Origin of the sequence: Amycolatopsis granulosa, assembly GCF_011758745.1 — a bacterium.
Classification (GTDB): Bacteria; Actinomycetota; Actinomycetes; order Mycobacteriales; family Pseudonocardiaceae; genus Amycolatopsis_E; species Amycolatopsis_E granulosa.
This window is the reverse complement of record NZ_JAANOV010000001.1, coordinates 4,166,680-4,186,755: the sequence shown is the minus strand read 5'-3', so window position 1 is coordinate 4,186,755 and position 20,076 is coordinate 4,166,680. Positions and strand designations below refer to the sequence as shown.

Below are 20,076 nucleotides of genomic sequence, written 5' to 3'. Positions count from 1 at the left end.
GCTGTGCGCGGGTACGGTTCTGCCATGGTCTCCGAACGCGACAGCCTGCTGCCGTTGAGGCGTGAGTACAACCAGGTGTGGCACGGCTTCGACCGTGGCCAGGTGCTGCAGTACCTGGACCACGTCGAGGCGAACCTGCGCCGGGTGATCGCGGATCGCGACAACGCGATGACCCAGGCGAACAACCTGTCGCGGGAGCTGGAGGGCGCGCGCGGCGAGATCGCGCGGCTGCGCAACCGCGTCGAGGAGCTCAAGCGGCCGCCGGAGCGGATCGAGGACCTCGACGAGCGCATGCAGCGCACCGTGGAGCTGGCCGAGATGCGCGCCGAGGAGATCACGTCCCGGGCGCAGGTCGCCGCGGAGGAACACTGGAGCGCGACCACCGAGCTGTCCGGGAAGCTGCGGGAGCGGTACCAGAACCTGCTGTCCGAGCTGGACTCGCACGGGCAGGCCCTGCAGGCCGAGCACAAGCGCGCGCTGGAGGCGACCAAGGCCGAGGTCGAGCGGCTGACGGCCGAGGCGACGCGGCGGCGCACCCAGCTGGACATCGAGGCCGAGCGCAAGCGCCGCACCGTGCAGCACGACTTCGAGCAGTCGATGGCGTCGCAGCGGGCCGCGCTGGAGAAGCACATCGCGGACCAGCAGACGGCGAGCAAGCAGCAAGCCGAACGCCGCATCGCGGAGGCGACGGCCGAGGCGAAGCGGCTCGTCGACGAAGCGACCGCGCGGGCGCGAGCACTGGTCGAGGACGCGACGGCGCGGGCGGAGCAACGCGAGCGCGAGGCGCGGGAACTCGTCGAGCGGCTGTCGCGGATCAGCGCGGAGGTCGCCGGACGGCTCCGCAAGACCGACGAGGTGCTGGCGCGCAGCCAGTCCGCGCTGGAGCCGCTGCGGGAAGAGTCCGTGGTGGACATGAGCCACCCGGCGGAGGAGCCCGCCGGTGAGGCGACGAAGACGGTAGCGCCGGTGGCGCCGCCCGCGCCCGGATCCGGCCCGGTTCCCCCGGCGGGCGGTGGCGCGCCCGGTGGCGGGGATTCGGCGGCGACCAAGGTGTTCGCCGCCCCGCAGGCGGCCCCCGGTGGCGCGGGCCAGGCGGCGCCGGGCAAGCCCGGTGGTGCCACCGCGGCGACCGGCAAGCCACCCGCCGCGCTCGCCGGCCCGGCTGCCCGCGGCGAGCAGCAGCAGCCGCCCACGAAGCGGCCGCAGTCGGCGAAGTAGCCGGTCAGCTGCGGCGGCCTTCGCCGTCCCCACCGTGCGCCAGCCCCAGCGCGGGAACGTCCGCGCCGGCGGCGCCGAACGTGACGCCCTTGGCCTCCTTGCCCACCAGGGTCAGCACGGTGACGACGACCAGCACCGGGACGATCGTCGCGGCCAGCGCGAACGGATACCCGTGCGTGGACGCGAGGGCCTCCTGGATGGGCAGGTTGAACGCGGCCAGGCAGTTGCCCAGCTGGTAGGTCACGCCCGGGTAGAACCCGCGGATCGCGTCCGGCGACATCTCCGTGAGGTGGGCCGGGATCACACCCCAGGCGCCCTGCACCATGACCTGCATCAGGAACGACCCGAGGCACAGCAGCGCGGCGGTCCTCGAGAACGCGAACAGCGGCACGATGGGTAGTGCGAGCACCGCGCAGAACGCGATCGTGTACCGGCGGCCGAACCGTTCGGACAGCGACCCGAAGACCAGCCCGCCGATGATCGCGCCGATGTTGTAGATGACGGCGATCCAGCTGGCGGTGGTGCTGGACAACCCGGCGCCGCCGTTGGTGTGGGCGGACAGGAAGGTCGGGTAGACGTCCTGCGTTCCGTGGCTCATCCAGTTGAACGCGGTCATCAGCAGGACCAGGTAGACGAACCGGCGGATGATCTTCGGGTCGAGCAGGATGTCGCGGATCGAGGTGCGCGTCACGCGCATGCGCTGCTGGGCGCGCTCCCACGCCTCGGACTCCTTGACCCGCGACCGGATGATCAGGCTGATCAGCGCGGGGACGATGCTCAGCCCGAACAGCCACCGCCAGGACAGTCCGGCCCAGTGCAGCACGACCAGCGAGGCCAGGGACGCGAGCAGGTAGCCGAAGGAGTAGCCCTCCTGCAGGAGCCCGGAGAAGAATCCGCGGCGGGCGACCGGGATCTTCTCCATCGCCAGCGCGGCGCCCAGGCCCCATTCGCCGCCCATTCCGATGCCGTACAGCATCCGCAGGACCAGCAGCACCGTGAAGTTCGGCGCGAAGGCACACGCGAAACCGACAACGGAGTAGAACGCGACATCCACCATCAAGGGAATACGACGGCCCACCCGGTCCGCCCAGAGCCCGAAGATCAGCGCTCCCACCGGACGCATGATCAGCGTCGCGGTGGTGATGAACGCGACCTCGGACTTCCCCATTCCGAAGGTTTTTGCGATGTCGGCGTAAACGAACACGACGATGAAGTAGTCGAAAGCGTCCATCGTCCAGCCGAGCACGGCGGCCAGGAACGAGTTCCGCTGATCCGTGGTCAGAGGCTGCTTCGCCATATCAGGGATCCTCGCACCGGAATTGCCGGGAAACCACCCGAAGAAACCGGATGAAGAGTCCCGGCCCGCATCATTCCGGCAGAACCGGCGCCGGCGAACCTGGTTCGGCCCGGCGGGCCGGTGTCTGCCACCCCGCGCACCGGGCCACAACCTGATCAACAGTGCGGCCCCCTCGGACCGGGCGCGGGCGCTGGGGGGCCGGCGCTGGAATCCGGTTCGGCACACCGGGTAATCGCGGAGGCTACGGCCATCCGGAGCAACCACCCGGACCATCCGGCCGCGCGAGCGGTAACGAGATCTCATCCACCGGCGACAACATCCGCGGGGTGAACGACTTCTCCACGGTGCGGCGTCGATTGCGGACGGAACGTGAAGTTGACTCGTACTTGTCCGGACTGGTTCACTCTCCCGGTTGCACAACCCCCGTGGTTCGTGCGCGCGGTGCAAACTCCGGTCCGGGGGCGGAGGTCATCACATCGAGTTGCGGGAAGGCTCCTCAGAGCGTTGGAAAAGGTATTCGGATCACGTAAGCGGCGTGCTTCGATCCGGTCGAGGGTGCTCGCGATCGCGATCGTGCCCAGCGTCGCCCTGCTGCTCGCGGGCGTGGCGCTCGCGGGTTACCTGGTCGCGCAGGCGGTCGGCGCACGCGAGTTCGCGACCAAGGTGCACGACTCGGCCGAGCCGGGTGCCCTCTTCTTCGGCGCGGTGCGCGCCGAACGCGTGCTGACCCTGCGCACGGTGGCGAGCAACAGCACACCCGGCCCGGATCTCGTCCAGGCACGCGCCCGAACCGACGCCACGGCCGCCCGCATGGCCTCCGTCCTGCAGGACATGGTCGGCGACGCGCCCGAGCCGGTGCGGCAGAGCATCGCCAGGACCAGCGCGAACTTCGCCCAGCTGCCCGAGATGCGGCAGCGCGTGGACACCCGGCAAGCCACGCCGCTCGACGCCTACACCTTCTACAACCGCATCATCGACGAGTTCGCCAACGGGCTCAACGGCGTGGCCGAAGGCGCGCCGGACGGCCGGACCGCGTTCCTCCGGGTCACCGCGATGCCGCTGTTCACCGCGGCCGACGCGATGTCCCGCGGGGACGCGCTGGCGGCGGCGGGCATCGCCGGCCGCGGCCTGTCCGAGGAGGAGTTCCGCACCTACATCGGCCAGATCGGCGCGTACCACGCCGAACTGGAGGTGGCCGCGCCGCAGATGATCCCCTCGGTGCGTGCGAAGTACGACGCGCTGCTGGCCAGTCCCGCCTGGACGACGCTCAGCGCGGTGGAAAGCGCATTCCTCCACGGCAACCACGACGCGCTGCCGGTGCCCGAGGCGCAGTGGCGTGACGCCGCCACCCAGGTCGGGAACGCGCTGATGAACCTCTACATCGAGCAGAGTTCCAACGCCACCCAGGTCGGCCTGGACAACGGGAACCGCACGCTGGTCACCTCGATCATCGCCGGCGCCGCCGCGCTGATCGTGTCGCTCGCGGTGTTCCTCGTCGCCCGGCGCCTGTCCGGCCGGCTGATCCGGCGGCTGCGGCGCCTGCGCGCGGAGACCCTGGAGGCCGCCGAGACGCAGCTCCCGCGGCTGGTCGAGCGGGTGCGGTCCGGCGAGGCCGTCGACACCGACTCCGAGGTGGCGCTGCTGGACCACGGCGACGACGAGATCGGCCAGGTCGCCGACGCCTTCAACAAGGCGCAGCAGACGGCGATCGCGGCGGCCGTGGACGAAGCCAGGACGCGGGAAGGCACCAAGAAGGTCTTCCTCAACATCGCCCACCGCAGCCAGGTGCTGGTGCACCGGCAGCTCAAGGCGCTCGACGAGGCCGAGCGCAAGCAGGAGGACCCGGACCAGCTGGACGTGCTGTTCCGCCTGGACCACCTGTCCACACGTGCGCGCCGCAACGCGGAGAACCTGATCATCCTCGGCGGCGAGCGGCCGGGACGGCAGTGGCGCAACCCGGTCGCGCTCGCCGAACTGGTGCGTGGCGCCACCGGCGAGACCGAGGACTACGCGCGTGTCAGCGTCGGCAGGCTGCCCGACGTCGCGGTCGCCGGCCCGGTCGTGGCCGACCTGGTGCACCTGCTCGCCGAGCTGCTGGACAACGCCACCTCGTTCTCGCCACCGAACTCCCGGGTCGAGGTGTTCGGTGACGTCGTGGGCAGAGGCGTGGTCGTCGAGATCGAGGACCAGGGCCTCGGCATCGAGCCGGAGCAGGCCGAACAGCTCAACGCGATGCTGCGGGAGCCCCCCGACTTCAGCGTGATGGCGCTGTCCGCGGAGCCGCGCCTCGGCCTGTTCGTGGTCGCGCGCCTGGCCGCCCGGCACGGGATTTCGGTCACGCTGCGGGAGTCCGCCTACGGCGGCACCCGCGCGATCGTGCTCGTCCGGTCCGAACTGCTCGCCCCGCTGCCCGAGGAGGCGCCGGTCGCCCACCGCCGGCCGGCGGAGACCGGCACCCCGCCCGAGCCACCCGCGCCGGTCCGGCACGCGGAGACGCGGGGGGACCTGTTCCGCCCCGCCGTTCCGGCCGCCGCCACCGGACCCCAGCAGCACACACCCCAGCAGCACACACCGCCGCAACGCGCGCATGCTCCGGCGCGTCCGCCGCTGGACCAGCGCGTACCGGTCGACACCCGGCCACCGCAGGTCCGGGCGCAGCACGCCGGACCGATCCCGCCCGATCGCCCGCCGCTACCGCGCCGCCGGCGGCAGCAGAACCTGGCCCCGCAGTTGAGAAAGGACGAGCCGGCCCCGACCCTCACCGCCACCGGCCACAGCCCGATGCCCGCGGACAGCCCGGAGCACGCCCGCAGCAGGCTCTCGGCGTTCCAGCAGGGCACCCGCCGCGCTCGCGAACAGGATCCGAGCACCACCGACGTTCCGGGAGAGCACACGTGACGCACGCGGGAATCAACGAGCTGGACTGGCTCCTCGACGACCTCCTCCAGCAGGTGGTCGGCGCGGACCGGGCCGTCGTGCTGTCGGCCGACGGCCTGCTCATCGGCAGGTCCACCAACCTGTCCGAAGAGGACGGTGAGCACCTGTCGGCGGTCGCGTCGGCGTTCCAGAGCCTCGCCAAGGGAACCGGGCGCCACTTCGGCGGCGGTGCGGTGCGCCAGACCATCGTCGAGATGGAGCACGCGTTCCTGTTCGTCACCGCCGCCGGGCACGGTGCCTGCCTCGCGCTGCTGACCGCCGAGGACGTCGACATGGGTCTGGTCGCGTACGCGATGAACACGATGGTCAAGCGGGTCGGTGCCGCGCTGAGCGCCGCGCCACGGGTTGAGCCGCAAAGTGCGCCATGATGACCTCACGGGACGACGACACCTGGTTCGATGACGCGGCCGGTCCGATCGCCCGGCCGTACACGATCACCGGCGGCCGCACCCGCGCCGGTGACCCCGGCCTGCAGCTGCTGTCCCTCGTGGTGGCGCTGCCCGGTCCGGCCGAGGCCGCGACGATGGCGCCGGAGTACGCCCGGATCGTGCGGTTGTGCCAGCGGCCGCTGTCGGTCGCCGAGGTCGCCGCGCACCTGGACCTGCCGGTGCCGATCGTGAAGGTGCTGCTGGCCGACCTCATCGAGCGCGGTCAGGTGATCTACCGGACGTCCCAGCCCGTCTCCCACACCCCGGACCAACACGTACTCCAGGCGGTTCTCGATGGCATTCGCAGGCTCTGAGCCCCGGCGGAACGTCACCGCCACCGTGGTGAAACTGCTGATCGCCGGCGGCTTCGGGGTCGGCAAGACCACCATGGTCGGGTCGGTGAGCGAGATCTCCCCACTGCGCACGGAGGAGTCGATCACCCAGGCGTCCGCCGGGGTGGACGACCTGACCGGCGTGGAGCGGAAGACCACCACGACCGTGGCGCTGGACTTCGGCCGCATCACGATCAACCCGGAGCTGATCCTCTACCTGTTCGGCACGCCGGGGCAGGACCGGTTCTGGTTCATGTGGGACGAGCTCGCGCAGGGCGCGCTGGGCGCCGTGGTGCTGGCCGACACGCGCCGGCTGGAGAGCTGCTTCCCGGCCGTGGACTTCTTCGAGCGGCGCGGCCTGCCGTTCGTGGTGGCGGTGAACTGCTTCGACAACGCCCACCGGTACGGCACCGAGGAGGTCCGCGCGGCGCTCGAACTGGACGGCACCGTCCCGATCCTGTTGTGCGACGCGCGGGACCGTGAATCCACCAAGCAGGTGCTGGTGATCCTCCTGCAGCACCTCATGGCGCAGGCGGCGCCGGTCCGTCGCTAGTGGACGGTGCCCCACCGGCTGGGCGGGAGCACGATCAAGCGGACCTTGCCGATGATGTTGTCCACCGGGACGACGCCCTTGGGCCCGTTGTGCGGTTTGCAGCGTGAGTCGCACGAATTGTTGCGGTTGTCGCCCATGACCCAGACGTAGCCGTCCGGAACCCGGACCGGCGGGAACGATACCTGCCACTGGCGATGGGGGTCCTCCCAGTGCAGGTACGGCTCGTCCAGCGGCTTGCCGTCCACCAGGACCCGGTTGCGGTCGTCGCAGCACTGGACGGTCTGGCCGCCGGTGGCGATGATCCGCTTCACGAAGTCCCGCTCGTCCGGCGGCGCCAATCCGAACGCCGATCCGACGTTCTGCAGGAATCGCAACACCGCGTTGTCCGAGCGCTCGGTGGACGCCTCGTTCGTCTCCCACCCGTCGGGGCCCTTGAACACCACGACGTCACCTTGTGCGGGGCTGGTGAAGTCGAAGGTGATCTTGTCGACGAAGACCTTGTCGCCGTAGCACCCCTCGCAGCCGTGCAGCGTGGTCTCCATCGAGCTCGACGGAATCGTGTAGACCCGCCCCAGGAAGTGCTGGAACACGAACGCCAGCGCGAGCGCCACGACGAGCAGGATCGGCAGTTCGACCCAGAACGAGCGCTTCTTCCGGGCCCGCTTTCCCGGCCCGGCGCCGTCCTCGTGGCCTGGGTGTTCTTCCCCCGCCGCGGGGGTCTCCGGGTCCGGCATGCGGGTCAGCCTAGCGTCACGTGATCGTCAGTACGCGTTGACCTGGCCGCGGAACTCGGCCGCCACCTCGTCGGTGTCCGACTTCGGGTAGGAGATCCGCGCCGGGTCACCGTCCGACGTGTAAAGACTGGCGCGGTTCCTGGCGAGCTTGTCCAACCACGCCGAGGAACCGTATTCGGCCTCGTCGCCCGTCGGCCCCTGCGAGCGGATGCGCGGGATGTCGAGCGGGTCGAAACCGGCGGTGTAGGGCGACGGCGACGGGTTCGACCCGACCAGGAAGGCCCCCCGGTAGTGGTAGCCGGGGCCGTTCAGCGCCAGCTCCTTCGGCCGCGGGTGGATGCCGAAGGGCAGCGCGATGGTCGCCGGGGCGGCCTGCGGGGCCGCCCGGCGGATCAGGGCGTCGAGGTCCCCGATCTCGCTCTGCACGGCGCTCTCCCCCGCCGAGCGCAGGTTCGCGTGGGTCATCGTGTGGTTGCCGACGTCGAACCCGTGGTCCAGCAGCCACGGGATGGTGCGGGTGCCACCGGGGTCGCCGAACGGCTCGGCGTTGACGTAGAGCGTGGCCACCGGGCGGAACTGCGGGTGCGTCCCGGCGAAGTCGAGCAGGATCCGCACCGCGGTCCCCGGAGCCGGGGCGCCGTCCGGGCCGAGCCTGAACTGGCTGGGATCGCCGTCGTCGAAGGTGAGCACCACCGGGTGCTTGCCGGCCGGGACGTCCAGGCGGCGCGCGGTGAAGTCGGCGGCCGAGACCGGCACGTAACCCTCCCGGTCGAGCCGCTCCAGCTCGGCCCGGAAGTCCTCCGGCGTGCGGTCGTAGACCGACTTGGGCTGGGCCACGATCCGGTGGTACATCAGCACCGGCACCTGGCCCAGCTCGTTGGCCCCGACCTCGGCGGGCGGCGGCGCCGCCGGCACGAACGCCGCCTGCTGCCGCCCGGCGTCGCGTTGCTCGTGCGCCTGGCCGTCAACCACCGTCGTGCAAGCCGTGAGCAGGAACAGGACCGCGACGAGGGAAGCCAGTTTGGGTGTCACGCCTTCCAACGTGCGCCGTGAGTAGCACGTAGGCAACAGGGTGTAACCCGAAGGGATGCTTTCAGGCATGACCCCGCGGATCCGGGGAATGCGTCCGCTGCTCGGCACACGGCGCGGGAGGGGTTGCATGGGGACGCGGTGGCAGAACTCGGTCCTGGTCCTCGTGACGATCCTCGCGACGATGGCCGTCGCCGTGACCCCGGTCGTGGTGCAGTCGCTCCCGTTCGGGCTGGCCATCCAGGGGCTCGGTGACGGGGTGACGACGAATGCGGAGTCGCTGCGCGCCATCCGGGTGACCGCGGCGCGGGACAGCGACCTCGACCGGGTGGTCGTCACGCTGGACGACCAGTCGCTGGCCACCCGGCGGGACGGCAGCCGCCTGATCCTGCCGCCGCTGAAGATCGACGACGGGGCGCACACCCTCCTCGCGCGATTGCCGAACGAGGTGCCGGGCCTGCCCGACGCCGAGGTGTCGCGGACGTTCAGCGTCGACAACACCCCGCCGGAGCTGTCCTTCCAGCCGATCGAGATCACCGATCCACGCAAGCCGGTCACGCTGCGCGGCACCGCGAAGGGTGCGGACAAGGTCACCGTGCAGGGCGAGGAGGTGAAGGTCAACGAGTTCGGCAACTTCACCGTGACCCTCCCGACTCCCCCGGCGAAGATCGAGATCGGCGCACAGGACGCGGCCGGCAACCGCGCCGCGGGGCGGGTCCCGGTGCACGCGCGGCACCCGGGGATGCGGGCCGTGCACATGTCCGGGCAGGCGTGGACGGCGCCGGCCCTGCGCGAGCCGGTGCTGCAGATGGCCCGGAACGGGCTGATCGACACGATCGAGCTGGACATCAAGGACGAGAGCGGCGAGGTCGGTTACGCCTCCCAGGTCCCGCTCGCGAAGGAGATCGGCGCCGCGAAGAACTACTACGACCTGAACGGCGTCGTCGAACAACTGCACCGGGCCGGCATCCGGATCGTCGGGCGGCTGGTGGCGTTCCGGGACCCGATCCTCGCCCGGGCGTCGTGGGAGTCCGGGCGGCACGACCGGGTCGTGCAGAACGCCGACGGACAGCCGTGGGCCGGCGGGTACGGCGACTACGCGTTCACCAACTTCGCCAACCGCGAGGTGCGGGACTACAACATCGCGCTGGCGACGGAGGCCGCGCGCGCCGGGTTCGACGACATCCTCTACGACTACGTGCGGCGGCCCGAGGGGTCGATCGAACAGCTGCGTTTCCCCGGCCTGACCGGCACCCCGGAGCAGGGGATCGCGGATTTCCTGACGGAGAGCCGAAACGCGGTGCGCGCGGAAGGCGCGTACCTGGGTGCGTCGGTGTTCGGCATCGCGGTCAGCCGGCCGACGCAGATCGGGCAGGACATCACGGTGATGGCGCGCAAGGTGGACTACATCGCGCCGATGATCTACCCGTCGCACTGGGGTTCCGGCGAGTACGGGGTGTCCGATCCGGAGTCGCAGCCGCTCGAGATCACGCAACGCTCGCTGGCCGCGTTCGCGGAGAAGGCGGCCGGGACGCAGAGCGTGATCATCCCGTGGATCCAGGCGTTCAGCATGCGGGTCCACTATGGACGCGACCAGATCCGCGCGCAGCTGGACGGTGCGCGAGCGAACGGCATCGACTCGTTCCTGCTGTGGAACGCCTCCTGCAAGTACGACCCGGCAGACCTGGCACCGTGACCCGATCCGAGCGGAAACCGCTGGTCGAGCACGGTGGAGAGTGGATCAACGACCCATCGTGGTTCACCCGTTCGGCCTAGTTCTCGGCGCGCTCGGCGCGGGTATCGCTCCGGGACACGGGAGGGTGACCCGATGGGCACCGAACTGACCGACGCCCTGCTCGAACTGCTGGCTCACGAGGCGGACGGCTTCGACTCGAACCGGTTCGCGCGGGATCTCGCCGCGCACTCGGTCGTCCTCGCGCCGGCGCGGGACGCCGGCGTGCTGCTGCGTTTTCCCGGGGACCGGCCGGAAACCGTTGCCGGTACGGGAAATGGCCCCGCGCTCGTGCGGTTCCAGCTCGAGCACGGCGACGGTCCCGCCGCGGAGTGCCTCCACAGTGGATCACCGGGTAGCGGGCCGTGGCCGCGGTTCTCCGCCGCCTGCGCGGAAGCCGGTTACTCCTCGGTACACACCGTGCCGATCGCGGTGGGCGGTGACCTGTTCGGGGCACTGTGCCTGTTCGACCCCGGTGGCGACGCCGGGCGCGCCGCACGTCCGCTCGCGCGCGCCGCGGCGCTTCGCCTGATCCAGCAACGGGATCTGCAGCAGCTGCGGACGGCACTGGACAGCCGGATCGTCATCGAGCAGGCCAAGGGCATGCTCGCCGAGCGGTACAAGATCGGTGTGCACACGGCGTTCGAGGGCCTGCGACGGTACGCACGCGACCACAACCAGCGCGTTGCCGACCTCGCGCGGGCGATCGTCGACGGCGGTGATCCGGTGCGGTTCCCGCGGAACTGAGGGTCGTGTTCCGCACAGTTGCCGGTTAGCATCGGGTCGTCGTCGCCAGGAGGCAAGCAGGCGGCGGACCACCCGCTCCGGACCCCGGCGGAACCCGCTGTTGGAACGAAATGCGAGGGGAGCACCGGATGGCGACCACGTCCCACGACCACCAGCTGCAGGCGGACTCCTTCCCGGTCGGGGAACGGCTGATGTACCTCGACCGCCACGACGACGGGCCGGACAAGGTGACCGTGCGCGTGGGTGTGGTGTCCGGGAAGTGCCGGACGGATGCGAAGGCGGGGGTGCTCGTGCCGATAACCGACGCGGACGGCGCGGAGCACCTGGTCGCCGCCGGAGACGTCCTGGGCAGCGGTTCCCGGGCCGGCAACCGCCACGAGACGAACCGGCCGGCGCGGTGGCGCCACCACCTCAGCCCCGGCGGACGCCACCACCGGCGGCAGGAAGGCGGGGACTGAGCGACCGGGAGGCGCCGTCGCGGTCGTGACCCTGCGGCGGCGCCTCCGTTCGGCCTCGCCCGCGCAGGGGATGCCCGGCGCGCCAGCGGCTGCGTTCCCGCCAGCGGAGCGGCCAACACGCCGCCCGCACCGGCGTGTTCGCCGCACGTCGCGCCGTGTTCGCTCCTGCGGGGCGGTGGGTTGGCCGGTGAACCCCATGTCCGACCTGGTAGGCGGACTGTCGCCGCCGCTGACGTGGCACTTCAGCTGTGAAAACGCGGTAATGTCGAAGTTGTGGATCTAGGCGACCCCGGCCAGGACGACGACGTACGAAGATTCCGGCGCACCAGGAACTGGTTCCTCGCCGCTTGCACGCTCGTCTCCGCCGTGGTGTGCGTGTTCGTCGCCGGCGCGATCGCCGAGGTGGTCGAGGGCGGTGTGTCGCGCGACCTGGGCGTCTTTACGGCTATCGACGTGTTGGTCGGCGCGCTCGCTGTCGTCATCGGGATGCGGGCTCGCTACTGGCACCAGCGGGCACGAGACCGGCGGCGGCGACTCGCGGCGGCCTGGGCGGCCGGCCGCCCGGCCGTGGAACCGGTGAAGTGGCTGCCGTCCACTCCCGCCGATCCCACCATGGGCCCGCAGACGACGCACGTCCTGCTGGTCGCTGCGCGGAACGCCGCGATAGCCGTGATCTTCCTCGTGCCGTTGGTCATCGGCTGGGTGGCGATCGGCCAGCTCACGCGGGACTCGCAGGACCGGCTCGACCACGGCACGAGGGTCACCGGCACGGTGGTCGGAACGTACACACCGCACAGGGGCCTCTGGGCGATCTACGTCTGCTACCCGCTCGGCGAAACGTCCCGGACCGCCAGGATCAAGCTCGAGCACCGGAAGCAGTTCGCGGTGGGCGACCCCGTCACCGTCATCTACGATCCCGCGGATCCCGCGAGGGTCCGCACACCCGAGGACGAGAACCCCACCGACTTCGAGACGTGGCTGGGCGGCGTGCCGTTCCCGGTCGGGCTGATCGGTGTCCTGATCGCCGGGGCGGCCTCGGTGAGCTGGCTCCGGCGGTACGCGGCGGTGCGGCGCACCGGCTGGCACCCGGCCTCGGTCGTGGTCGACGATGTCGGACGGATCTTCGTGACCTACCCGGACCGGAGCACCCTGGAACTGGGCGGCGTGGTGTCGATCCGCCGGGCCACCCGCGTCGCCGGCGAGCCGCGCCGAGCCTGGATCGGCGGCGAGGCCTGGCCGATGGTCATGCTGGTCGAGCGGGACTACGGCAAGCGCCCGTACCTGGTCCCGGTGCGGGCGGAAGACCGGCTGCGTCCGCCTCCGCGCCCCCGCCGCCGCTCCTCCCGGCGCCGCCGGGCAGTCAGGTGAGGTGCCCGTCGCTCGGCGCCTGGGAGCTCGGCCATGCGAAGCCGTCGATGACGCAGGACGTGTACATGGGCCGGGGTGCCGTGTCACCGGAGCACGCCGCTGCGCTCGAGGTCATCTTGTGAGGGTCAACCGAAAGTGGAGTAGAAGTGATCATGAGATCCCTACCTCAACCCGCTGACCTGCGATTCGGTGCCCCCGACGGGGTTCGAACCCGCACTGAATCGATTTTAAGTCGACTGCCTCTGCCGGTTGGGCTACGGGGGCACCGCCAGCCTAAGCGAACGGTGCCCGCGTCCCCAGCGGAGGTCAGGACTTCGACGCCCGCGTGAACTCTTCCTTCGGGTTGTTGATCTGCCCCAGCGACACGACCTCGCGGCGGAACAGACCGCCGAGCATCCAGTCCAGCAGGATGCGCACCTTGCGGTTGAAGGTGGGCATCGCCTTGAGGTGGTAGCCGCGGTGGAACAGCCAGGCCGGGAAGCCCTTGATCTTCATGTTCAGCGCGTCGGCGACACCCTTGTGCAGGCCCAGGCCGGCCACCGCGCCGAGGTTCTTGTGGAAGTAGTCCGTCGGCTGGCCGCCGCGCAGCACCTTGATGATGTTGTTCGCCAGGTGCCGCGCCTGCCGGACGGCGTGCTGCGCGTTCGGCGGGCAGGTGGCTGTCGGGTCGGACTCGGTGCGTGAGAGGTCCGGGACGGCCGCGTTGTCACCGGCGGTCCAGACGTCCGGGTGACCGACGACCTGCAGCGCGGCGGTCGCCTCGACCCGGCCGCGCTTGTCGATCGGCAGGTCCGAGTTGGCCAGCACCGGGTTGGCCTTCACACCGGCGGTCCAGATGATCGTGTCGCTGTCGAACTCGGTGCCGTCGGAGAGCACCACGTGCCCGTTCTCGAACGACTTCGCCGCCGTCGACAGGTACACCTCGATGCCGCGCTTCTCCAGCTGCTCGACCGTCCACACGCCGAGCGTCTCGCGGACCTCGGGCAGGATCCGGCCGGCGGCCTCGACGAGCACCCACCGGATGTCCTCCGGCGCGATGTTCTCGTAGTACCGCGTCGCGAAGCGGCTCATGTCCTCGAGCTCGGCGAGCGCCTCGATACCGGCGAACCCGCCACCGACGACGGTGAACGTCAGCAGGCGCTTGCGCAGCTCGGGGTCGAGGGTGCTGGCGGCCTGGTCGAGCTTGGTCAGCACGTGGTTACGCAGGTAGATGGCCTCACCGATGGTCTTGATGCCGATGCCCTCCTCGGCGAGGCCGGGGATCGGCAGCAGCCGCGGGACGGCGCCGAGCGCGACCACGAGCACGTCGTAGTTCAGCTGCTCGATGTGGCCGTCGGCGGCCTCCACGGTGACGGTCTTGCGCTCGTGCTCGATCTTGTTCACACGCGCCGTGAGCACGTGGCAGCGCTTGAGCACTCGCCGCAGCGGCACCACGACGTGGCGCGGTTCGATGGCCCCAGCCGCCGCTTCCGGCAGGAACGGCTGATAGGTCATGTGCGGCTGAGGGTCGACGATCGTCACGGAGGCTTCGTTGGCGCGGAGCTTCTTCTGGAGTCCCAACGCGGTGTAAAGCCCGACGTACCCACCACCCAGAATGAGGATCCGAGTCGGTTCCGACTTCGCTGCGGCCATGCACCCATCTTCCCACCCCCACCGCCGGACCGCGCGTAGACCCTCGTCACCTGTGACGGGGGTCGCCGGTCCAGGGCGAAACGATTCAGAGGAGTCCCGCCACCGCGGCCGCGCGGCTCAGCACGTCGCGCAGCATCGCCGGCGTGAGGCGTCCGGTGAAAGTGTTTTGCTGCGAGACGTGAAATGACCCAAAAAGGTGGAGATCCGGGGTTCCCGGCAGGACGAAGTGCGCGCCGTGGCCGAACTTCGGCGCCGGTCTGGGCACCGGCCAGGTCTGGGCGAGGACCGGCAGCAGCGCCTGCCAGCCGAACGCGCCGAGCACGACCACCGCGCGGAGTGTCGGAAGTAACAGCTCGAACTCCCGCACCAGCCAGGGCCGGCAGTTGTCCCGCTCCGACGGCAGTGGCTTGTTGGCCGGCGGAGCGCACTTGACCGGCGCCGTGATCCGCACCCCGCGCAGCTCGAGGCCGTCGCCGAGGTGCGTCGACGTCGGCTGCGACGCCAGCCCGATGTCGTAGAGGGCCTGGTAGAGGAAGTCCCCGGAGCGGTCGCCGGTGAACATCCGGCCGGTCCGGTTGGCGCCGTGGGCGGCCGGCGCCAGCCCGACGATCGCCAGCGACGCGTCCGCCGGGCCGAACCCGGGCACCGGCCGCCCCCAGTAGGTCCAGTCCGCGAACGCGGCGCGTTTGGTCGCGGCGACCTCCTCCCGCCACGCGACCAGGCGCGGGCATCGGCGGCATCCGGCGACCGCGGCGTCGAGTTCGGTCAGGGCGCGGGGCTTCGGTCGGGGCACGCCGTCAGTGTGCTCCGCTAGGTTGACGACCATGCCGGAAACCCCCGAAGAGGAGACGAAGACCGAGGCCGCGCCCGAACCGAGCGACGACCTCGTCACCACGCAGCACACGCTCACCGTCAAGCGCCGCAAGCTGGCCTACACCGCCCAGACCGGCCGGATCGTGCTGCGCAAGGAGGTGCACACCGAGGGCAAGTTCGACGGCCACACCGCCAAGGCCGAGGTGTTCCTCACCTCCTACACGCTCGACGGCGCGGAGCCGGGTTCCCGGCCGGTGACGTTCGCGTTCAACGGCGGGCCGGGCTCGGCCAGCGTGTGGCTGCACATGGGCGTGCTCGGGCCGCGCCGGGTGGTGTCCGGTGACGTCGACTCGCCCGAGCCGCCGCCCTACCGCGTGGTCGACAACCCCGAGACGCTGCTGGTGCACAGCGACCTGGTGTTCATCGACCCGGTGTCGACCGGCTACTCGCGGCCGAAGAAGGGCGAGAGCCCCAAGGACTTCCACGGGTTCACCGCGGACGTGGAGGCGGTCGCGGAGATCATCCGGCTGTGGACGTCCCGCAACGGCCGCTGGCTATCGCCCAAGTACCTGGCCGGCGAGTCGTACGGCACGCTGCGCGCGGCCGCGCTGGCCGGTCACCTGCAGGAGCGGCACGGGTTCTACCTCAACGGCCTGATGCTGATCTCGAGCGTGCTGGACATGGGCACGATCCGGTTCACCGAGGGCAACGACCAGCCGTACCCGCTGTTCGTGCCGACCTACGCCGCGATCGCGCACTACCACGGCAAGCACGGCAAGCGGAAGCTGGCGGACGTGCTGGCCGAAGCCGAGGAGTTCGCCGCGCGCGAGCTGCCGTGGGCGCTGCACCGGGGCGCGCGGCTGACGCCGGAGGAGAAGGCGGCGACGGTGCGGAAGCTGGCGTCGCTGACCGGGCTCGAGGAGTCCTATGTGGACCGTGTTGGCCTGCGCATCGAGCACGTGCGGTTCTTCACCGAGCTGTTGCGGGACCGCGGCCTGACCACCGGCCGGATGGACGGCCGGTTCACCACCTGGGAGCCGGACGGCGGCCGCGAACTGATGAGCGACGACGCGTCGGTGTCCCGGATCATCGGCGCCTACTCAGCCGGCTTCAACCACTACGTGCGCTCGGAGCTCGGCTACCAGAACGACCTGCCGTACGAGGTCCTGTCCATGGACGTGGTGCGCAACTGGTCGTACTCCGAGTTCGAGGGCCGCGCGGTGTCGGCGGTGGAGGCGCTCAGCGCGGCGATGCGCGCCAATCCGCACCTGAAGGTGCACGTCGCCCTCGGCTACTACGACGGCGCGACGCCGTACTACGCGGCCGAACACGTGCTGGCGCACCTGCAGATCCCGGACGACCTGCGCAGCAACATCGAGTCGGCCTACTACGAGGCCGGGCACATGATGTACGTGCACGAACCGTCCCGGGTGCAGCAGTCCACGGACCTGGCGGAGTTCGTCCGCTCCAGTTCGAACCGGTAGACGCCGGTTCCGTTCGCCGCGGAGAAACGACCGGCGCGGTGGGAAGCAGGGGCGGACGGGGTGCCCGGTGGGCACCCCGTCCGCCGGCGGCGTCAGTTGCGGCCGTACTCACCGCCGCAGTCACAGCAGTTGCCGCAGTTGCAGTTGCCCGGCGTCTCCGCGTTCACAGCTACCTCCCGTTGACCTGGCCGGCCGTGCGCCGTCCGAAGTGCGGGTCGCGCCGACACAGGGGCGGGGTTCCCCGGGTCACCCGATCGGGCGGGAACCGCAGCGGCGCGCGAGGGCGCGGGCGGCCGGCATAATCGGCGAACCCGCAGCTCAGGCGAGCGAGAGCGCGATGCCGTCGAGGATGTCGTGCTCGCTGACCACCAGCTCGGCGGGGCCGCCGCGCAGGCCGATCTGCTCGGCGAGGATCTGCACGATCAGCCCGCCACCGCCGATCACGTCGACCCGGCCGGGATGGATCACCGGGTTCGCGGCACGCGCGGTGTGGTCGGCCTCCAGCAGCTGCCCGGACACGCGTGTGATGTCGGCGGGCGTCAGGCGCGACAGGTGGGTACGTTCGGAGTCGTACCGCGGCAGCTCCTGGGCCACCGCGGACAACGTGGTGACGGTGCCGGCCACGCCGATCCACGTGCGGGCCTTCGACACGTCCACCGCGTCGAACGCCTCCGCCAGCACACCGGTGGCGAACTCGCGTGCGGCGACGATCTCGTTCGAGGTGGGCGGATCCGACTTCAGGGCGCGCTCGGTGATCCGCACGCAGCCCACGTCCACCGACTTGGCCGCCGTCACCGACGCGCGCCGGCCGTCCCAGTCGCCCAGTACCAGCTCGGTGGAGCCGCCGCCGACGTCGACCACCAGGAACGGGCCGTCGTCCGGGTCCTGCTCACCGACCGCGCCGGTGAACGACAACCGGGCCTCCTCGTCGCCGCTGATCACCTCGGCCTCGGCGCCGAGCACCTCGCGGGTCATCGCGAAGAACTCGTCGCGGTTGCTCGCGTCGCGCGTCGCCGAGGTGGCGACCATGCGCACCCTCTCCACACCCTTGCGCCGGGCGGCGATGGTGTAGTCGGCCAGCGCGGCGCGGGTGCGCTCCAGCGCCTCCGGGGCGAGCCGGCCGGTCGCGTCCACGCCCTGCCCGAGCCGCACGACCCGCATCTCCCGATGCAGGTCACGCAGGTCGACGGTGCCGTCGTGACGCTCGGTCAGCTCGGCCACCAGCAGGCGGATGGAGTTGGTTCCACAGTCGATCGCGGCAACACGGGGCATGCGCCCACCCTACGGGGTGTGCCCGGTCGGCGATCCCGTGGTGGAGGTCGCCGGGCCGGTGACCGGAGGCTCGCACGGCGACGGCGACGGCGAGGTGGGTGTGGTCGTAGTAGTGGTCGTCGTGGACGTCGGCGTGGTGGCGGTCGCACACGCCGGCGGCACGGTCGTGGTGGTGGTCGTCGTGGTGGTGGTCGGTGTGGTCGTCGTGGTCGCCGGTGTGGTGGTCGTCGTCGTTGTGGTGCCCGGTGTGGTGGGGCTGGTCGAGGGGGTCGTGGTCGTCGTGGGGGCGCTGCTGCCGTCCGACCGCGCCGGTGGCTGCGACGGCAACGGCGTCGTGGCCGCCGGGGGCGCGGCGAGGACCGTCGGCGGTGGCGGCGGCGCGACCGGGGCCGCCGGGGCCGCCGGGACGCTCGGGGCGCCGACCGGCACCTTGCTGTCCGGCAGCGGGGCGACGCCACTGCGGTACGCCTCGGCCCAGCGGATCACCGTTTCCACATAGGCATCGGAGTTGTTGTAGCGGTAGATCGCGGCGCGCAACTGGGCCGGGTTCCCCAGGTCCAGACCACCCGAGCACAGGTAGCCCGCGGTCGCGAAAGTGGCGTCGTAGATGTTGTTCGGGTCGGCGACGCGGTCGTGGTTGCCGTCCGCGCCGTAGAAGGCCCAGGTGCTGGGGATGAACTGGGTGGGCCCGACCGCGCGGTCCCACACGGTGTCGTGGTCCCAGCGGCCGTGGTCGGTGTCCCGGATCGCGGCCACCGGGCCGACGCCGTTGAGCTCCGGGCCGAGGATCGGCTCGCGCGTGTTCCCCTTCGCGTCGACGTAGCCGCCGCGCGCGTGGTTGGACTCGATGCGGCCGATGCTCGCGACGAGCGCCCAGTCCAGGTGGCAACCCGGGCGCTCGGGCCGCATCAGGTCGGCGGCGTTGCGGTACGCCTTCAGCGCGCTGCCGGGGATGCCGAGCGGGCCGGAGGGCAGCGCCTCGGGCGGCACCGGCTGCGGCGGCTGCGGGAGCTGGCCGTCGACGCTGATCTGGAGCATCTCCGGTGGCACGCCCTGCACGAGGCCGGCCGGGCGGTTCTGCTCGGCCGGCGCGGTGCTGGTCCAGGTCTGGGTGCCGCTCCCGGCCAGCCCGGCCGGGAGCAGGGCGAGCACCCCGCCCATCGCGGCGAGCGTGGCCTTGTTGGCCAGCCCGGCTCTGCGCGCCTTGCGGTTGGTGGCCTTCAGACGAGTCCGGCGCACATCCACTTCCCTCCCCGAGCGGGCGTCACACCCGATGCTGAACCGCGCGGTGTGAAGCCCGTGTTACCGAGAGGTGGTATCGCTGGGTTGGGGCGGAAGTGTTAGCCGATAGTTCGCTGTGTCGCCGATGTGGGTGCCCCGCACGGCATTTCGGCTCAGCTCGGCTTCGCGCCTGAGCCCAACACGCCGCCCGCAACAGCGAACACGGCGCGCGGACGGGCAAACACGCGGCTGCCGCGTGTTTGCCGCTCGGGGCGGCGTGTTGGCCGGGTCGTGGCGGTTGCCGCGCGCGTCAGGCGGCGCAGTCGCCGCTGGGCCAATCGGGTTTGAGCAGTTCGAGGGTTTCGTCGCCGAACGGGTTGACGCCCGGCCCCATCGCGAGGGTGTGCGCGAGATGCACGTGCAGGCACTTCACCCGTCCGGGCATGCCGCCGGCGGTCACCTGGTGTCCGAGCGGCTCGAGGGCGTCCCGCTGCGCCAGGTACGACTCGTGCGCACGGCGGTAGGCCGCGGCCAGCTCCTCGTCCACCGCCAGCCGGTCGGTCATCTCCTTCATGATCCCGGACGCCTCGAGGCGCCCGACCAGCGAAGTCAGCCGCGGGCAGGTCAGGTAGTACAGGGTCGGGAACGGGGTGCCGTTCTCCAGCCGCGGGTTGGTCTGCACGACGGACGGGTGCCCGCTCGGACAGCGCGCCGCGACCGCCCGCAGCGCACGCGCGGGACGGCCGAGCTGCTCGGAGATGATGATCCGGTCGGCCTCGGTGACCGGTTCGAACGAGGGCAGGTCCGTCTTGCTCACCGCG

The 20,076-nt window shown here is 71.1% G+C and carries 17 protein-coding genes, 1 tRNA gene and 1 pseudogene; 10 read left to right on the top strand and 9 right to left on the bottom strand.

The window, feature by feature from the left end; genetic code table 11:
* Positions 1-24: 24 nt before the first annotated feature.
* Complete coding sequence (locus FHX45_RS20605) at positions 25-1,218, top strand: coiled-coil domain-containing protein (protein WP_167104499.1); 1,194 nt, start codon at positions 25-27, stop codon at positions 1,216-1,218.
* A gap of 4 nt (positions 1,219-1,222) precedes the next feature.
* On the opposite strand, the gene FHX45_RS20600 is transcribed toward FHX45_RS20605, so the two are convergent.
* Positions 1,223-2,515, bottom strand: a complete 1,293-nt coding sequence (locus tag FHX45_RS20600) for an MFS transporter (RefSeq protein ID WP_208406016.1) — start codon at positions 2,513-2,515, stop codon at positions 1,223-1,225.
* Between the two features lie 555 nt (positions 2,516-3,070).
* Between FHX45_RS20600 and FHX45_RS20595 the strand changes: the two genes are divergently transcribed.
* From FHX45_RS20595 to FHX45_RS20580, 4 genes are read left to right on the top strand one after another with little or no spacing between them, the layout of a single operon-like run.
* Positions 3,071-5,413 (top strand): nitrate- and nitrite sensing domain-containing protein, encoded by a 2,343-nt coding sequence (locus FHX45_RS20595; RefSeq protein WP_167104496.1) that lies wholly within the window; start codon positions 3,071-3,073, stop codon positions 5,411-5,413.
* Complete coding sequence (locus FHX45_RS20590) at positions 5,410-5,820, top strand: roadblock/LC7 domain-containing protein (protein WP_167104493.1); 411 nt, start codon at positions 5,410-5,412, stop codon at positions 5,818-5,820. The genes FHX45_RS20595 and FHX45_RS20590 overlap by 4 nt, the downstream gene beginning before the upstream one ends.
* Positions 5,820-6,194, top strand: coding sequence for a DUF742 domain-containing protein (locus tag FHX45_RS20585; protein ID WP_167109255.1), 375 nt, complete (start codon positions 5,820-5,822; stop codon positions 6,192-6,194). Before FHX45_RS20590 ends, FHX45_RS20585 begins: the two co-directional genes overlap by 1 nt.
* On the top strand, positions 6,175-6,765 hold the full coding sequence (locus FHX45_RS20580) for a GTP-binding protein (RefSeq protein ID WP_167104490.1): 591 nt from the start codon (positions 6,175-6,177) through the stop codon (positions 6,763-6,765). The genes FHX45_RS20585 and FHX45_RS20580 overlap by 20 nt, the downstream gene beginning before the upstream one ends.
* Positions 6,766-6,767: 2 nt before the next feature.
* Here the strand turns inward: FHX45_RS20580 and lepB are convergent.
* Together lepB and FHX45_RS20570 are read right to left on the bottom strand one after the other, a co-directional pair.
* Positions 6,768-7,499, bottom strand: a pseudogene (gene lepB, locus FHX45_RS20575) (signal peptidase I); the annotation flags it as partial.
* Between the two features lie 27 nt (positions 7,500-7,526).
* Positions 7,527-8,531 carry a polysaccharide deacetylase family protein gene (locus FHX45_RS20570; RefSeq protein WP_167104484.1) on the bottom strand — a complete coding sequence of 335 codons (1,005 nt, stop codon included), beginning with the start codon at positions 8,529-8,531 and terminating at the stop codon, positions 7,527-7,529.
* A gap of 127 nt (positions 8,532-8,658) precedes the next feature.
* Here FHX45_RS20570 and FHX45_RS20565 point away from each other — a divergent pair, with 127 nt between their 5' ends.
* From FHX45_RS20565 to FHX45_RS20550, 4 genes are all read left to right on the top strand, one after another.
* On the top strand, positions 8,659-10,224 hold the full coding sequence (locus tag FHX45_RS20565) for a putative glycoside hydrolase (RefSeq protein ID WP_167104481.1): 1,566 nt from the start codon (positions 8,659-8,661) through the stop codon (positions 10,222-10,224).
* A 132-nt stretch (positions 10,225-10,356) separates the two neighbouring features.
* A complete protein-coding gene (locus FHX45_RS20560; protein ID WP_167104478.1) occupies positions 10,357-11,007 on the top strand; it encodes an ANTAR domain-containing protein in 651 nt (216 codons plus the stop codon).
* A 128-nt stretch (positions 11,008-11,135) separates the two neighbouring features.
* The gene (locus FHX45_RS20555; RefSeq protein WP_167104475.1) at positions 11,136-11,465 is read left to right on the top strand and encodes a hypothetical protein; all 330 of its coding nucleotides are present in this window, start codon (positions 11,136-11,138) and stop codon (positions 11,463-11,465) included.
* 273 nt (positions 11,466-11,738) lie between these two features.
* Entirely contained in the window at positions 11,739-12,833 is a 1,095-nt protein-coding gene (locus FHX45_RS20550) for a DUF3592 domain-containing protein (protein ID WP_167104471.1), read from the top strand.
* Positions 12,834-13,023: 190 nt separating this feature from the next.
* Here the strand turns inward: FHX45_RS20550 and FHX45_RS20545 are convergent.
* The 3 genes from FHX45_RS20545 to FHX45_RS20535 form a co-directional block, all read right to left on the bottom strand.
* Positions 13,024-13,097: transfer RNA gene (locus tag FHX45_RS20545), tRNA-Leu, on the bottom strand.
* Positions 13,098-13,139: 42 nt separating this feature from the next.
* Positions 13,140-14,465 (bottom strand): NAD(P)/FAD-dependent oxidoreductase, encoded by a 1,326-nt coding sequence (locus tag FHX45_RS20540; protein WP_167104468.1) that lies wholly within the window; start codon positions 14,463-14,465, stop codon positions 13,140-13,142.
* A gap of 85 nt (positions 14,466-14,550) precedes the next feature.
* Positions 14,551-15,291, bottom strand: a complete 741-nt coding sequence (locus FHX45_RS20535) for a uracil-DNA glycosylase (RefSeq protein ID WP_167104465.1) — start codon at positions 15,289-15,291, stop codon at positions 14,551-14,553.
* Between FHX45_RS20535 and FHX45_RS20530 the strand changes: the two genes are divergently transcribed.
* Entirely contained in the window at positions 15,290-16,762 is a 1,473-nt protein-coding gene (locus tag FHX45_RS20530; RefSeq protein WP_167104462.1) for a S10 family peptidase, read from the top strand. The genes FHX45_RS20535 and FHX45_RS20530 overlap by 2 nt on opposite strands.
* Before the next feature lie 318 nt (positions 16,763-17,080).
* Here the strand turns inward: FHX45_RS20530 and FHX45_RS20525 are convergent, their stop codons facing one another.
* From FHX45_RS20525 to FHX45_RS20515, 3 genes are all read right to left on the bottom strand, one after another.
* Positions 17,081-18,034 (bottom strand): Ppx/GppA phosphatase family protein, encoded by a 954-nt coding sequence (locus FHX45_RS20525; RefSeq protein ID WP_167104459.1) that lies wholly within the window; start codon positions 18,032-18,034, stop codon positions 17,081-17,083.
* A gap of 9 nt (positions 18,035-18,043) precedes the next feature.
* Positions 18,044-19,273, bottom strand: coding sequence for a lytic transglycosylase domain-containing protein (locus FHX45_RS20520; protein ID WP_341771547.1), 1,230 nt, complete (start codon positions 19,271-19,273; stop codon positions 18,044-18,046).
* 292 nt (positions 19,274-19,565) lie between these two features.
* A complete protein-coding gene (locus tag FHX45_RS20515) occupies positions 19,566-20,072 on the bottom strand; it encodes a DUF501 domain-containing protein (RefSeq protein WP_167104456.1) in 507 nt (168 codons plus the stop codon).
* Positions 20,073-20,076: the final 4 nt, after the last annotated feature.

Excerpts from the sequence above, each read along its gene's own strand:
- FHX45_RS20605 (WP_167104499.1), top strand. The coding sequence starts at position 25 with ATGGTCTCCGAACGCGACAGCCTGCTGCCGTTGAGGCGTGAGTACAAC.
- FHX45_RS20600 (WP_208406016.1), bottom strand. The coding sequence starts at position 2,515 with ATGGCGAAGCAGCCTCTGACCACGGATCAGCGGAACTCGTTCCTGGCC.
- FHX45_RS20585 (WP_167109255.1), top strand. The coding sequence starts at position 5,820 with ATGACCTCACGGGACGACGACACCTGGTTCGATGACGCGGCCGGTCCG.
- FHX45_RS20580 (WP_167104490.1), top strand. The coding sequence starts at position 6,175 with ATGGCATTCGCAGGCTCTGAGCCCCGGCGGAACGTCACCGCCACCGTG.
- FHX45_RS20565 (WP_167104481.1), top strand. The coding sequence starts at position 8,659 with ATGGGGACGCGGTGGCAGAACTCGGTCCTGGTCCTCGTGACGATCCTC.
- FHX45_RS20560 (WP_167104478.1), top strand. The coding sequence starts at position 10,357 with ATGGGCACCGAACTGACCGACGCCCTGCTCGAACTGCTGGCTCACGAG.
- FHX45_RS20555 (WP_167104475.1), top strand. The coding sequence starts at position 11,136 with ATGGCGACCACGTCCCACGACCACCAGCTGCAGGCGGACTCCTTCCCG.
- FHX45_RS20540 (WP_167104468.1), bottom strand. The coding sequence starts at position 14,465 with ATGGCCGCAGCGAAGTCGGAACCGACTCGGATCCTCATTCTGGGTGGT.
- FHX45_RS20530 (WP_167104462.1), top strand. The coding sequence starts at position 15,290 with ATGCCGGAAACCCCCGAAGAGGAGACGAAGACCGAGGCCGCGCCCGAA.
- FHX45_RS20535 (WP_167104465.1), bottom strand. The coding sequence starts at position 15,291 with ATGGTCGTCAACCTAGCGGAGCACACTGACGGCGTGCCCCGACCGAAG.
- FHX45_RS20525 (WP_167104459.1), bottom strand. The coding sequence starts at position 18,034 with ATGCCCCGTGTTGCCGCGATCGACTGTGGAACCAACTCCATCCGCCTG.